The sequence below is a fragment of the Planktothrix agardhii genome (assembly GCF_904830935.1).
Classification (GTDB): Bacteria; Cyanobacteriota; Cyanobacteriia; order Cyanobacteriales; family Microcoleaceae; genus Planktothrix; species Planktothrix agardhii.
Window position 1 is genome coordinate 3,761,888 of sequence record NZ_LR882952.1, and the last position, 14,805, is coordinate 3,776,692.

At 38.3% G+C, this 14,805-nt stretch carries 11 protein-coding genes; 5 read left to right on the forward strand and 6 right to left on the reverse strand.

The window, feature by feature from the left end; all coding sequences use genetic code 11:
• Positions 1 to 28: 28 nt before the first annotated feature.
• From NMG88_RS17465 to NMG88_RS17475, 3 genes are all read right to left on the reverse strand, one after another.
• Complete coding sequence (locus NMG88_RS17465) at positions 29 to 1,012, reverse strand: GNAT family N-acetyltransferase (protein WP_042153801.1); 984 nt, start codon at positions 1,010 to 1,012, stop codon at positions 29 to 31.
• 671 nt (positions 1,013 to 1,683) lie between these two features.
• A complete protein-coding gene (locus NMG88_RS17470) occupies positions 1,684 to 2,811 on the reverse strand; it encodes an esterase-like activity of phytase family protein (RefSeq protein ID WP_042153799.1) in 1,128 nt (375 codons plus the stop codon).
• An 81-nt stretch (positions 2,812 to 2,892) separates the two neighbouring features.
• Positions 2,893 to 4,440: a TM0106 family RecB-like putative nuclease gene (locus NMG88_RS17475; RefSeq protein WP_227365781.1), complete on the reverse strand. Its 1,548-nt coding sequence runs from the start codon at positions 4,438 to 4,440 to the stop codon at positions 2,893 to 2,895.
• Between the two features lie 119 nt (positions 4,441 to 4,559).
• On the opposite strand from NMG88_RS17475, the gene NMG88_RS17480 reads away from it, so the two are divergent.
• The 3 genes from NMG88_RS17480 to NMG88_RS17490 all read left to right on the forward strand — a co-directional run bounded on the left by NMG88_RS17480 (position 4,560) and on the right by NMG88_RS17490 (position 8,690).
• Complete coding sequence (locus tag NMG88_RS17480) at positions 4,560 to 5,735, forward strand: aminotransferase class V-fold PLP-dependent enzyme (protein WP_227365782.1); 1,176 nt, start codon at positions 4,560 to 4,562, stop codon at positions 5,733 to 5,735.
• A gap of 137 nt (positions 5,736 to 5,872) precedes the next feature.
• The gene (locus NMG88_RS17485) at positions 5,873 to 6,907 is read left to right on the forward strand and encodes a hypothetical protein (RefSeq protein WP_042157367.1); all 1,035 of its coding nucleotides are present in this window, start codon (positions 5,873 to 5,875) and stop codon (positions 6,905 to 6,907) included.
• Positions 6,908 to 7,250: 343 nt separating this feature from the next.
• A complete protein-coding gene (locus NMG88_RS17490; RefSeq protein ID WP_235751369.1) occupies positions 7,251 to 8,690 on the forward strand; it encodes a sensor histidine kinase in 1,440 nt (479 codons plus the stop codon).
• Here NMG88_RS17490 and NMG88_RS17495 read toward each other — a convergent pair.
• Positions 8,687 to 9,484: a PHP domain-containing protein gene (locus tag NMG88_RS17495; protein ID WP_254035657.1), complete on the reverse strand. Its 798-nt coding sequence runs from the start codon at positions 9,482 to 9,484 to the stop codon at positions 8,687 to 8,689. The genes NMG88_RS17490 and NMG88_RS17495 overlap by 4 nt on opposite strands.
• A gap of 81 nt (positions 9,485 to 9,565) precedes the next feature.
• A complete protein-coding gene (locus tag NMG88_RS17500) occupies positions 9,566 to 9,883 on the reverse strand; it encodes a cupin domain-containing protein (protein WP_254035658.1) in 318 nt (105 codons plus the stop codon).
• A gap of 180 nt (positions 9,884 to 10,063) precedes the next feature.
• On the opposite strand from NMG88_RS17500, the gene petM reads away from it, so the two are divergent.
• Positions 10,064 to 10,165, forward strand: coding sequence for a cytochrome b6-f complex subunit PetM (gene petM, locus NMG88_RS17505; protein ID WP_079679570.1), 102 nt, complete (start codon positions 10,064 to 10,066; stop codon positions 10,163 to 10,165).
• A gap of 101 nt (positions 10,166 to 10,266) precedes the next feature.
• Here petM and NMG88_RS17510 read toward each other — a convergent pair whose 3' ends face one another.
• Positions 10,267 to 11,979: an NB-ARC domain-containing protein gene (locus NMG88_RS17510; protein WP_254035659.1), complete on the reverse strand. Its 1,713-nt coding sequence runs from the start codon at positions 11,977 to 11,979 to the stop codon at positions 10,267 to 10,269.
• Positions 11,980 to 12,402: 423 nt separating this feature from the next.
• Between NMG88_RS17510 and NMG88_RS17515 the strand changes: the two genes are divergently transcribed.
• Positions 12,403 to 14,730 carry a choice-of-anchor K domain-containing protein gene (locus NMG88_RS17515; protein WP_254035660.1) on the forward strand — a complete coding sequence of 776 codons (2,328 nt, stop codon included), beginning with the start codon at positions 12,403 to 12,405 and terminating at the stop codon, positions 14,728 to 14,730.
• Positions 14,731 to 14,805 lie beyond the last annotated feature (75 nt).

The following is a 14,805-nucleotide window of genomic DNA, read 5'->3' on the forward strand; positions in this document are numbered from 1 at the left end:
CGTCTCTACTACTTATTTTATAGCTGATTTAAGCCGTGGCTTGTTGGGGGAAAAGTTGGCTGAGATTTTGACGGGATAATGGTTTAACCCAGGATAACCAATTGGCTACGGGTTGAAAACCAACGGATTCATAGAGTTTAGTTGCTCCGGTCAAACTATCGGCATCTACGCTCAGTTTTGCGGTAGTTGCTCCGGCTTTTTGGAGTTGGGATAAACCGGAAAAAAGCATAGCTTTTCCTAGGCCTAATTTCCGAAATCCTCGTCGGGTTCCTAACCATTCGATCCAACCGATTTGATCAGAATTTAACTGACATTTACAGAAGGCTGCAAAGTTGCCATTGGGGGCAATGGTAACTAAATCTAATTCCGGTTGATAGTTGGGTTGATTGTGCCAATATTGGGCTTGTTCCAGGGTTAATTCATGATGATCCCAATGGTCAATAAAGGACTCATTAAATAAATCTACCCAAGCCGAAATATCTTGTTTTCCTTGAATATGAGATAACCTAAAATCCGAAGGAAGTTGGGGAATAGATAAGGGAGATTCTAAGGATTTCGCCATGGTAATAAACTGACGATCAACTTTAAATCCTTGTTTTTTCAGGAGTTGATTTTGTTGGCTTTGATTTTCTAAAGTATAGGTTCGTAGTTGTACCATTTGTTGTTTTTGTTGTCCGATTTCTCGCAGGCGAGTTTCACACCAGCGCAACATTTCTTTTCCTAAATTGCTAGATCGGATACTCGGATGAATATATAGACCAAAATATCCATCAATTACCAGTTTAGAGGCTAGGGGTTCAATGCCAATTAACCCTAAAAGTTGATCCTCTGTGTCTGTCCACAGACGGATATCTTGTTGGGGATTAACATTAGGAGAAGATAGACCTAATTTTAAGTCGGCTAAACTTTCATCTTCGCTAAGATGATCAACGGTTTGACAGGCTTTAAATAAATTAGCGATCGCCGACCAATCTTTTTGACCTTCGTAGGATTTAATCATTAAGGTATTCATAATCAACTGTTCCGAATATTCGGAGGATTTTGACTTAATCTTGAACTGAAAAATTTGTAGCAAAAACTTGAGGTTGTTGTAGGAATACAACCTTTGATTCTTTTCCATTAATATTAATAACGGAAAGTTTTAAACTAAACCTAAGTGTCGCTGGAAACATCTCAATATTGAGGTTTACCGACTTCAATTGATATAGTTCTAGGGTTAAAAATTAATTCTGATGATAAAACTCTGCCCTGTGTGGGTAACACAGTAATAGTCAGGTTTTATCGAGTTAGACACTCATAAAAATGGGTTAATAAATTAATTAAATTTTGTTCTCTTAATCAACTTTATATACAGGTTAAATGGGTGTTGCCAGTTCGACCACTGGCCCTTGGAAAGTCACCAAACCCGATACAAAAGTCGCGATAATTACACTAAAAAGGTATCGTCTCGCTAGGTAAAGAAGAATTTCACCCCCAATGAGGTTTGATTTTTGCTCCCCTCTCAGACCCGACAAAGACAGGCTGGATGATTCCATTTGAGAGCGAGAGACTGAGTACAGGTATTTGTATCTCAATCATAGCTTATTACCCCAATCGGTTGTCAAGGTTTCTCAGGTTAAACTTTGGTTATGCTTTTGTAGTGAGGTGTTTACGCCTCAAATCTTGTAGTGAGGTGTTTACGCCTCAAAGCCCTTCAGGGCTTACTACGTTGGGATTAATTCTTAATGCGATAATCTGGGTGGTTTGTAAACTCATAAAGTTATTATCACTAATTAGAATTAGCGATCGCCCACCTTCGGGTAAGGGAGAACCCCAAGTTAATCCTTCAATATTATCGATCAAAATATTTAAACTGTTTAAATTGAGTAATAACGTTTTTTCTACGGGTAAAATTTCTGAATTTGCTAGTTTTATACTCTCCAATTCTTGAATATTATCGGCTTTTTCTAAATTAACTAAAAATAATTTAATTGTATATCCTAAACCCAAGGAAAAAGACCGTTCTAAACTAATTAAATGCTCCTGATCAATTGCCAATAAATCAACTAAACCCTGTCTATCATACTGTTCTGCAATAAAAGAAGAATTAGCCAAGGGATCGGTAAAATATAAAAACTCTCGATCAGGTTGATTGGTTTGTAGATTATATCGCAAAATTCGACTAGGAGTTCCCCGATCTAAATTCGCTATTTCTCCATCCTGAATTAAGGCATTTTCACTAGCTGTAAACAAATAGTTTTTATCGGGCGTTATGGTTAAACTTTCTAAGGATAAATTAGAACGAACCCCTTGATTTTTACTCCAATTTTTATCTCTAAATTTCTCAGGAATAGGTAAAGAACGTAATAGTTTACCCTGCAAAGAAAACTCCTTAATAAAATCTAGAATATTCCCATAAAAATTCCCTTCCGAAGCAATAAAGACACTATTTCCAGAAAAAGCAATTCCTTCAGGATCAAGACTATCTTTAGTAAAGGTTTCTCCGGTTTCTGTTAATAACTGAGTCACACCAATTACACTTACCCCTGTTTCTGGGAGGGAACCGGAACTTAAATCAATATTCAGGGTGTAAAATCGAGCTTTATTTTTATTGCTGGAGTCATCGGATATGGCGTAGTAAACCTGTTGTTCAGGGTTATAGGTAATTCCTGATAAACCGCCGACTTCTGTATTATTATAGAGTAATCCTGTGGGTAAATTAGCTTGTCCCATAAAGTCAATAATCGTTGAAATTGCCACACTAGAAGTGCTGAAGATAAAAAATAAAGTCAAGATTAAAATTACCTCAAAAATTGATAAAAAAATTCGCATTTAATTGACCTATACTTTAATTTTTGCGAGATAATCTAAGGGTTATACAATCAATATCTAAACCAAACTAAAAAACTAAATCTAATCATTAAGAAATTCCGTTAACCATTCTTTAATATGAAATGTAGCCCGACAGTCATCCTCATTATATTTAACAATGGCATCTAATAAACTGCGATCGCCTGTTTTTAACCATTGTTCGTACCAACAAACAGATTGAGCACCATTAGCTGTCGGATCACGCCATTCAAACCCCAGCCATTTCGCCACGGGTTTCAGGGCATAACTTTCCACCGGAAGGGTGACAGTTTCTATCATTTTAGCATGAAGATCAATAAATCGGTTTAATACAGGTTTCCACAAATAATCAGGGGTATGATAGACCATAGCTAATCTTTTAATGGTCTTAGGTTCATAGTCACAAAAATGAAAAATAGGGGCGATAGGATACATCCAAACCAATTCTAAAAACTGTTTCCAAATTAATTCTTCTTGGGTCTGATTTTCTGCTAAAAATGGATAAAATTTTTGTTGATTTGAACGGTGATCGATGACCAACATTCCATGAAGATAATCCAAGTTTAATTCTGGTTGGGCTTCAATATCAAAATAAATTTCAACGGGAAATTTTTTTAATTTATTTTGATAATTGTCTTGAAAAATTTTAATCCATTCGCTAGAATTAAAATGTTCTTCAAAACTGATAAATTCTTCCCAACGTTTAATGGCTTTATTATCTGAATTTGACTCAGCTTGCTTAATAATTTGTAAGGCAATTCCTTCAGCAAATTCGGGATAAACTTCTAATTGTTCTGGGGTGGCTTTAGCTAAGGTTTGAACAGTGGTTAAATTAATTTCTTGTAACCGCAAATAACGAGTTGGAGTCACCCCTGGAATTAAAGAAATATGATTTTGCGATCGCGCCACATCCAAACAATAACTATGCCATTGACATAAATTACATTTTTGTCTAGCAATAAAAACCTCCGGTTCTTGACGAGATAAAACCATGTTTAAATAATTATTTAAAACATCGTGCATTTTCGGAAGACGTTGTTCTAAATCAACTGAATAAGGCGCTTTACCGCGTAAAATCAACCAACTTGTTTCCGGCTGTATTCCTTGAATATCTGCTAATAAATAAGCATGAAACGCAGAAATAATTTGATAATCAAGTTTAGGACGTTTTCCTAATTTAATATCTTGAGAAACATAAACCCAATCACCAAATTTAGAAAATCCAGGTTGTTTCACTAATAATTCAGGACTACTAAGTAATTTAATTTCAATTATTTGATTAGATTCTGATAAATTATCCCTATTCCCTAAAATTTCAGATTGATTAATTACCTCTATTTTTAACAAAATCCCTTGATAAATTCGCTCAACTCCTTGCTGCATTAACTCTATGGTTTGTTTCGCGCCTAAGTCCCAATTTCCAAAAAAATAACTCAGTTTAGAATAGGGATATTGAGATAAAATATATTTCTGATAAGCCGAACTATCGCGGATCAATTTCAGTAAAAAATCACTGGGAGGATCTTGTTGAGAAATATCGCCATAACGGTCTAAAAATGCCCGCCTCTTACAGCGTTGATAAAGTAACAGTTGTTTATCGGTGATTAACATGATTATTTAGTGTCAATGATTAATTGTACATCAGATATCCTATTCAGATTAAACTAATTAGAGTAGAGACGTTCCATGGAACGTCTCTACTTAACGAAAAATAACTAACCTTCAATATTATGACAATTTCTTCCCTAAAAACCCATCGCCAACAGTTTCCCGCCTTAACCAATAAAGCCTATTTTAATTATGGCGGACAAGGGCCATTAGCACAAATATCCATGGATGCTATTTTTGAAGGGTATAAATATATGCAATCCCATGGCCCTTTTTCGGGGAAAGTCAACCAATGGCAAAACCAAGAAACCCAATTAACTCGTCATTTACTGGCTACGGAATTAGGAATCTCACCGGAAACCCTCACCTTCACCGAAAATGTTACTGTAGGCTGTAATATTGCCCTCTGGGGAATTGATTGGCAACCCGGGGATCATCTGTTAATTTCCGATTGTGAACACCCAGGAATTTTAGCAATTATTCAAGAAATTCAACGTCGTTTTTATCTGGAAGTTTCATTTTTTCCCTTAAGAGAAACCTTAAACCAAAACGATCCCGTAGGGATGATTTCTGAATATTTAAAACCCCATACTCGTCTATTAGTGATTAGTCATATTTTATGGAATACGGGTCAAGTATTGCCCTTGACAGAAATTGTTAATCTTTGCCACAATAATTATAACACAAAAGTATTAGTAGATGCGGCTCAATCCGTAGGAGTTTTACCCATCAACTTAACAGAAACCGGGGTTGATTTTTATGCCTTTACGGGTCATAAATGGTTTTGTGGGCCAGATGGCTTAGGGGGGTTATATGTTAGTACCCAATCTCGATCAGAATTATCCCCAACCTTTATTGGATGGCGCAGTATTATCGGTGATGAACAGGGAAAACCTATCTCTTGGACACCGGATGGAAAACGCTATGAAGTGGCAACTTCCGCCTATCCATTATATGCGGCTTTACGCCATGCGATCGCTCTCCATCATCAATGGGGAACGGCAACGGAACGTTATCAACAAATTTGTCAAAATAGTCAATATTTATGGCAAAAATTAGCAGAAATTCCTCAAATTCAATGTTTAAAAACTTCTCCCCCAGAAGCGGGTTTAGTTTCCTTTCAACTCACTAATGGCAAATCCCATAAATCCTTAGTCAATACTTTAGAAAATCAAGGCATTTTCCTGAGAACTCTCCTCGATCCTAATTGCGTTAGAGCTTGTGTTCATTACTTTACCCTCTCCTCAGAAATTGATCAACTTATAGACGCCATTAACCAGTTTATTGCTGTTTCTTAAACCTCCAGGGTGCGTCACTATCAAAGAAACAACGATGATAGCTCATCCAAACTGGACACAACACCCGCAGAAGAACTCCAGAGGTTCCCGAATTGTGCAATAATGATCCCGCAGTCTCCCAACCCAACGTGCGTCCAATGGCCGACATTCCCCAAATCCCCGATGAACTGATCCAGGTTTTAGCAGAATTTCAGGATCTGCATTTTGAACTCCCTGATCCAGAAGCGGAAATTCCTGAATTAGATTTTGAACAGCAAATTGATGTCGCTTGGAAAGTTTGCGATCGCTTCGACTTGCAAACAGAAATCTGGCGCGGCAGAATATTAAGAGTTGTCCGAGATCGAGAAAAAAAAGGCGGCGAAGGACGGGGTACAGGCTTTTTAAATTGGTTAAAAGAACGGGAAATTAGCAAAAGTCAAGCCTATGCTTTAATTGAATTAGCTAATAGTGCTGATGCCTTATTACTTCAAGGTCATCTTAACCCCGATGCAATTAATAATTTTAGTAAAAGGGCGTTTATAGAAACGGCAAAAGCACCCGCAGAAGTGCAACAAATGGTTAGTGATGCGGCTTGTAATGGCGATCGCATTACTCGCCGTGAAGTCCGACAACTGAATGATGAATGGACGGCGATGAGTTCCGATTTAATTCCTGATAGCATTCGAGAAAAAGCCACGGAGGGGGCAATGCCGCCTCGCTATTTGGCGCCATTAGTTCGAGAAATGGAAAAATTACCCGAAGCACATATTACGGAATTAAAACGGGAAATGATCGAAAATCCCGATGTTGATACGATTAAACAGTTAACATCGGAAGCCAAAAATTTATCTAAATATTTGGATGCGGCGGGTCAAGTTCAAGCCTTAAATCAGTCTTCTGTAGATATGGAAATGGCGCTAGAAGAAGCGTTGCGGGTGGGATGTTTAAATACGGCTTCTGATTTAGTTAAACAAGCTACTGTCCTCGAACAAACTATGGTTAAACTGTATAGCAGTTGGAAACGAGTTGGCAGTTTAGCCGACCGTTTATATGTGGATACGGGGGCAAGTACCCCCCATTTGCGATCGCTTTTAGGCTGTTTAGAACAGTTAGCAGGTCAAATTATTGAAGTGCAATTAGGCGATGGTAGCGAGGGCAGAATTCGCTTACAAATTCTCTCCGATAATGAATGATTAAAAGCGTAGGGGTGGTTTCCACAACGATTGATAATATCTACAGACAATCTTTCTAAACCCGCCCTACCCCAAAATTAATCTTAAATTAATCCCGAATTCTGGAATGGGTTCGGGGCTGGTTTTGGGAGATTGTTTGTGGGGATTAAAGGTTAACTCGAACCCGCCCCTACGGGGTCATGAGTTAAGATTAAAAACAGGTAAAAATATTAATAATAGGTTAAATTTTGAATTTCGCTTCAAATTCCAAATTATGGAATAAAATAGAACCGAATGCTTTCAGGGTTAAAAGGCATCCTTTATCCTATAAGTTAAATTTTGATGAATTACCATTAATATTATTATGGTCAATATCTACGATACGGAAATGCAGTTTTCACTCCTTCCTTTCTCGTCAATTAATGACTTAAACTTAGAGTCAACTCTCAAGAATTTATCTTTATATGATGTTCAGGTTGATGTCAACCAACCTGGAATTATTGTGACTCGAAAGTTAGAAGAAAATCCCCTAATTCCAGGTGTAATATTAACTCAAGATGGTCAGTTTAGTGGGATGATTTCTCGACGGAGATTTTTAGAACATTTAAGTCGTCCCTATGGACGAGAATTATTTCTACAACGTTCTATTCGCTCATTACAACGGTTTGCTAAAATAGAATTATTGGTTTTATCTGGAGATACTTTAATTGTAGAAGCAGCCCATCAAGTTGTCAAGCGATCGCCTGAATTGTTATATGAACCAATTATAGTTCAGTTAACAGAAAATTATCATCAACTGCTGGATATTCAACAGTTATTAGTTGCTCAATCCCATATTCATCAATTAGCAACTGAATTATTACGTCAACAAGCTCAATCCGAATTAATTCAAACTGAAAAATTAGCCAGTTTAGGAAAAATGGTCGCTGGAGTTGCCCATGAAATCCGAAATCCTGTTAGTTGTATTGTAGGAAATTCTAGTTGTCTATTAAATTATTATCAAGATTTAATGAAGTTAATTCAAACCTATGAAGAAAATATAGAAAAACCTTGTACTGCGATTGATGATGTTAAAGCAGAAATTGATTTTGAATTTTTGCAACCAGACTTAGGAGAAGCAATTAAAAGTATTTTAGTTAGTTCAGAACGTCTGGGTCAACTGGTTAATAGTTTGCATAGTTTTTCTCATATCGATGGGAACCAACGGCGAGAAATTAATATCCATGATTGTCTGGATGGGACGTTATTAATTTTAAAAAATCGTCTGAAACAGAAAATAGAAGTAGTTAAAAACTATGGTGATATTCCTTTAATCAAGTGTTATTCGGGTCAACTCAGTCAAGTATTTATGAACCTAATTTCTAATGCCATTGATGCCTTAGAAGAAAGGGAAGAAACCGATCAACAATCCCCCAAAATCGAGATTAATACCAGGGTTAAAACCCTATCTGAAGATCAAATATATCCGGCTCAATTAGCCCAACTTTCTCAGGTAAATCGCTTATTATATTGTTTACCAACTTACAAAGAATCCCGATCTTTAATTGACCAAAATATTCTTGATATTGATGTTAACTCAGAATGGCTATCCATTTGTATTCGAGATAATGGAATGGGCATTCCCCAAGAAATTCAATCTCGAATTTTTGATACTTTTTTTACCACTAAACCCGCCGGAAAAGGCACCGGATTAGGATTAGCTATTAGTTACCAAATTATTAGCGAAAAACATGAGGGTCAACTGAACTTTATTTCTGATTTAGGGGTGGGGACGGAATTTGAGATTTTATTACCGATTATTTAAAAACTGATAACTGATTGTTTCATGGTTTCTAATAAACTCAGAGGTAAATTAAACTGATTGATTTCTCCTATGCCATGATAATCACTCCCTCCAGTTTTTAATAGACCATGTTCATCACAAAGTTTTTCTAACCGTTGAATTTGTGATAAACTATGATGGGGATGATAAACTTCTAACCCCATTAATCCAGCTTCTAATAATTCTTGAAAAACCGTTTCAATCTTTCCCCCTTGATATAAATAAGGATGAGCCCAAACCGGAATAGCACCGCAGGATTTTAATAATTTAATCCCATCAATACTCGAAAATTTGTCATACTGAACAAATGCAGGTTTATAATCTCCTAACCAGCGATCAAATGCTTCTCTGGTAGACTTAACATAACCCGCTTTTAACATCGCCATGGCAATATGGGGACGGGCCACCGCCATCCCTTCCCCCATGGGTTCTAACTCAATTGGATAACCAAGTTCAGCTAGTTTTTCTATAATTTGATTAGCTCGATTTTTGCGTCCATTTAAACGTTCTTTGAGGGGATTTTCCAATTTATTTTTATCAGGATAAAACCCTAAAATATGTAATGACTTTTCATTATAAACCGTTGATAATTCCACACCTGGGACAATTTCTATATCATAGAATTGCGCCACCTGAAATGCTTCTTCCCAACCCGATAAAGTATCATGATCGGTAATCGCTAATGCCTTAACTCCAGCTTTGGCGGCGACCTTTACCAATTCCGTTGGAGTCAGTTGACCATCGGAGTAAGTGGTATGACAGTGCAGTTCTAACATGGATTAATCAATCTCCAAGGGATTCCTTACTTAGAGTATAGTCTGAGGAATCCCGAATCGGATATTGATTATACTATAATTTTAAGATTCAGGTGTGGATAAAGTCAACAAAAAAGCTAAATTAGACTCTGCTTTTAAAGCATGGGGGGCGTTAGCAGCCATGACAATAAAAATCCCAGGTTTTAATTGAATATCTTCCCCATTTAAGGTTAAAATTCCTTCCCCTTCTAATACCTGAACTGTGGCATTTCGACTAGAGGTATGTTCAGAAATATCAGTTCCTTTTGCTAAACAAAATAGGGTATATTGGCAAGTCTCATTTTTCCAAAGCACTGAACTTAAAATTCCAGCGTCTGCATATTGAATTTTATCCTTTAAATTTAAGATATTTTGAGTCATGGTTAAATCCTTTTACCAAAGTTGATGGGTTTGCAAAAAGTCTTGAATGGTTTGATAGAGTAAATGAGCTTGTGCTGGAGAAAATCCCCCGTGACCTCCAAATTCATCCTCCTCCATAATAACGGGTGGCAAAAATCCGATACAATAAGTCTTAATTATAATAAATGGAGTGACAATATCATGACCGGAGAAATTTTCTCAACTGCTTTCCTGTGCTTTTCCCTGATTCTCGTGGGTTTGGGCGGTGGCTTTCTGTTACTGAAAATCCAAGGCGGGGAATAGGGGGATAGGGAGCAGGGGAGGCAGGGGAGGCAGGGGAGCAGGGGGAGCAGGGGAGCAGGGGAGCAGGGGAGCAGGGGAGCAGGGGAGGGGGAAGAAAACTTTTATGTTTCTTGATGTTTCTTGATGTTTCTTGATGTTTCTTGGTCTTTGGTCTGCACGTTTGTTTCCTCTGTTTCCTCTGAGTCCGCAATAGTCAACAGTCTAACTGGGATAGTGAGCATTGCTCGGTGGGTGGCAAATATATTGATAAAACCCCCCACCCAATCAATAACCTCGCACACTTCAGCAATTATCGCCTTTACTGCGTCTAAATCTTCTGCTTGAGACGCATGATAGTGCGCTCTGATTAGTGGTTTAATATCCTCAATATTTTGCCATTCAGATTTAGGTTTGAGCGGAATATTAATATAATAACTATAGGCTTGACGATGCGCTGTGCTAACATTTTTAGGGTTTTGATTCAACAAGCGATCGCCTTTTTCTTGTACTAGCGGATGCAATTGATAAGATTCGCGTTGGCAATCATAATATAGCAATTGCCGACGCTTGAGAGCCAGGATAATATTTTCTTTGAGTTCATATTTACTTACTTCTGGCATTTGAGTAGCAATTGCAGCAAAAGATAGGGGATATTCTGAAGTTTGATAGACAGAAATTCTGCTCAGACAAGTTTGCTCTATTTCACTAATACGCGCTATTATTTCATCAATTAACTTTTCGATATCTCGGATTAATAACCAGTCTCTATCCTGCAAAAAATTTCCTACATTTCCTTGAAATTCAGCATCATCCCGAATTAAGGAGGCTACCAGTTGCAAGGCTTTAGGATGTCCTTGATAGCGGGCTGATAATTCGGCTAATTCTTCTTCATTCCCTGTTAGATTAAAAGATTGTAATAGGGTAATTGCGGCATCTTGATTGAGTCCATTTAGCAGGATTTCACGGGTAAGAGTTGGCGGTAATTCCGCTAAACTTTCACGACTGGTGAATAGGATTTTGCTTTGATGTTCTGTTTCTAATAGTTGTTTGAATAACCAAGCATATTCGGCACAATTGTCCGAGAAATAACCAGTAGTTTTTGCCTCTCCGGTTTTCAAAAGTGTGTCAGCGCGATCGAAAACGAGCAAGCAAGGTTTTTCTCTGAGGATTTTGAGCAGATTTTCAGTTTTTTTACCACAGTCATTTTCAGCAGTAATGTCGCCGTTGGAAAGGGTAAATAGCAGGGAGTCAATTATGCGATCAAAGGGGGGTGCTTTACCTGTTGCTGATTCTAATGATTGCCAAACGACGGCGGTAAAGCAGGTATTTTCTGTGTGTAATTGGCGAATTAGTTGGCTGATCAGGGAGGTTTTTCCGATACCTGGTAAGCCGACAATTGAGATGGCGATAGGAACCCCCCCCAGCCCCCCCTTGGTAAGGTGGGGAGCAGGAGCAATTAGGGTTTTTAAGATGTCGATTTCTTTTGTTCGATTTACCCAATTTCTTACGGGGGGTAAATTTTCAGGTAGGGGGAAGTTTTTATCGTTTTCAGAGTCTAGGGGAATATCTGCGATCGCGGCGGCGAAAAGTGGTTCTGTTTTCTTAATTTTGTAGCCTTCAGCTATGTATTCCCAGTTTTCTATTTCTACTGCTTTGCAAATATTGATAAAGTTCTCTCGTCTAATTCCTATTCTAGCCCAAAACCGCTTTAAAGTAGCTGTTGAAACTAAAGCAGCGAGACACCAAGTATCCTCAGTTTTATTCCATCCGAGATTGCGCCTTACCATGTCAATGATTTTCAGCCCTTCTTCAGACGCCCTGAGTAAACCTGCCATTGTTAGTCCTTTAGCACAATTGCGATCGAATTTAATTATAGCTCAGGTTGGAAAGCCGAAAGATGAGCCAAATGATCTAAATGAGTCAAAAGAGCCTTTTATATTGAGCCAAATGGTGAGCCATTGAGCCGATACAGAGCAAGGATTCAGGAGTATTCTGAAATGATGAGTTAGGCTTTTACCTCCGAATCTGTAGGTGAAGCCAGAGATATGAAAGGCGATCGCAGTTTACCGAGTTTGAGGGTGAATCTCGCTCTCGATTAGGGATACAACTTATCTGCTGTTGGGAGCAATGTGAAGTTTTATTACAAAACAGGTTGCAGGGCGTAAAAAAGGTGAAATCGCCCAGAGAGGTACATAGGAAGGCTTGCAAGGCAGGCTTTGCTGGTTTTGACGTAAATCTATTGGTGAGGAGTTTGAATTATGGTTAAAGTGAATTTCAATATATGGGGTAAGGACAGAATAGTTCAATCTACTCCTAGTACGCTAGGAATAGATGCTTCTGCATTAAGGTCTGCCAACCCAGTTGGACTCCTTGATATCTCTGAGCCATTTGGAACAAATCCTGAGCAAAACACCTATGTAATAACTCATGGATATCTCAATCAGGGTGGTAATACATCTAACTTAGTAACAACCACAGGTGGTAATCCGAACAATCAATTTAAACCTGAAGACTGGATGTCAAAAATGGCAGATGCTCTTCGAAAAAAAGAGCCTAACGCTAATATTATTCTAGTAGACTGGGAGGATGGTGCTAAACCAGGACTTCCATTAATTGCTTACGGTCAAGCAGCCACGAATACCAAAGAAGTAGGAGAGCAACTTGCTCAGTATCTAAAAGCACGAAATCTTGACCCAAACAAAACAGAACTAATTGGTCACAGTTTAGGCGCTCATGTATCAGGTTTTGCTGGCGCTAAATATAAAGAACTCACAGGTAAGGAACTAAATGGCATCACTGGTTTAGACCCAGCAGGGCCTAATTTTGAAACTAGAAACACAGGGAATTTTAGAACAGTGTTAATACCAGGCCCGTCTCCAGGGAGTTTTACATCTGTCGAAGTTCTGGAACAGGAGCCAGTACCACCCAGTGATCGCTTAGATCCAGATGATGCTAAGAGAGTAATTGCCATTCATACAAGCAAAACTCTCGGACATGATGGGGCTATAGGGGACTTTGATGTATTTATTAACTGGAATAATTTCAATCAGCCAGGAAAATTCACCTTGGCTGATAATCACGGTTACGCAAATGAATTATATACCAACCTAATTAAAGGAACTGTTTTTCCTCAATCTGATGGAAAATTGCTAAACCTGAATAGGTTGAATTCCACTGAGACTGGTAAAATTGACGTTGACACCACTAAAGCTCTTTTTGCTGGCTCAACTTCTGGAACTTTTGACAACGACGAAAATAAAAAAACTTTAGGAACTCCTGCTGATGGAGACAGCGAAAGCTATGTGCAGTTTGACGACAGTGAATTTACTACGGCAACTGATATTAATTTTAATCTGGGCAATCTGACTTATCGCAATGGAATTACTTTAGAATCTTCAACCCCTAAAGGTGATTTTCCTCTTGATATCACGCTGTCTCTCACTAATCCTGTACCTAACACCCAGACTTTTAATTTCCCCTTCAACTTAACTGCTACAGAAAATACAGGCGATCCTGTTAAGGATGCAGATATTCTTCGCTTTTCCGATGCTGGTATTTCTCAAGAAAGCTTTAAGTTCCAAGGTTCAGACTATAAACTTAAGTTAGTAGGATTTTCTGCTGATAGCGGTCGAACAACACTAGGACGATTTAACACCCCTGAACAACAATTTTCTAATGCTCAATTAATTGGCAAAGTTATACCAACTACTTTTTTGGTAACTGATGCGATAGAGTTATCAGAGAAGGTAGGAAATAAGATAGGAGAGACAACAGATGAGTTTAACACCAGAGTCGCCAATTTTAGTAAAGGCTTTTTAGATGGTTTATATGCTGGTGTGTCCAGCGTTCTTTTTCCGCCTCAACGAGTTGCCCAAAACTTACAAGCTTCAGCCGAGCAAAATTCAACTTTTCAGATTACTGAAGAAGTCATGGCTCAATATCCCGGAGGGTTGCTGGGGACTGAAAGTAACGATAACATAATTGGTTCACCTGCTACAGATATAGTATTAGCTGCGGAGGGTGCTGACACTATTGAAGGTGCTAGTGGTGGCGATTACCTGCTGGGATTAAAAGGTAATGATCGCATTTTAGGTGACGATGGCAACGATATTCTCAACGGTAATGAAGGTGATGATTTCATCTTAGGAGGGGTAGATGATGATTTAGTTAGGGGAGGAAAAGCCAACGATCAAATCTTTGGCGATGACGGAGAAGATATCTTAATTGCTGATAGAGGAACGGATCGCCTGACTGGTGGAAGTGGAAGCGATATCTTTATCCTGAGAACAGATACAGGTATAGAAGAAACCAATGCTGCTACTGCTGATTCGATACTTGACTTCAATGCGAGTGAAGGCGATCTAATTGGCATTAATGGAGGCGTACCCATAGATATTCTTACCTTCACTCCTACTGATGTCAATCAAGATGGTATTGCTGACACGATTATTCAGTACACAGAAACCAATGAAATTTTTGGTGTCTATACAAACATCTTTGGTGTCGTCATCAACACGCAGCCAGACATTGTGAAAAATGCCTTATTTACTATTCCTTTGAACGATCCAATCATTCAGATAGGATAACGCTGTAGGATAGTTACCCATAGTTCTATGATAGTAATATTAGTGATCGCCTTTTCCCAAAAAGCGCGATCGCCC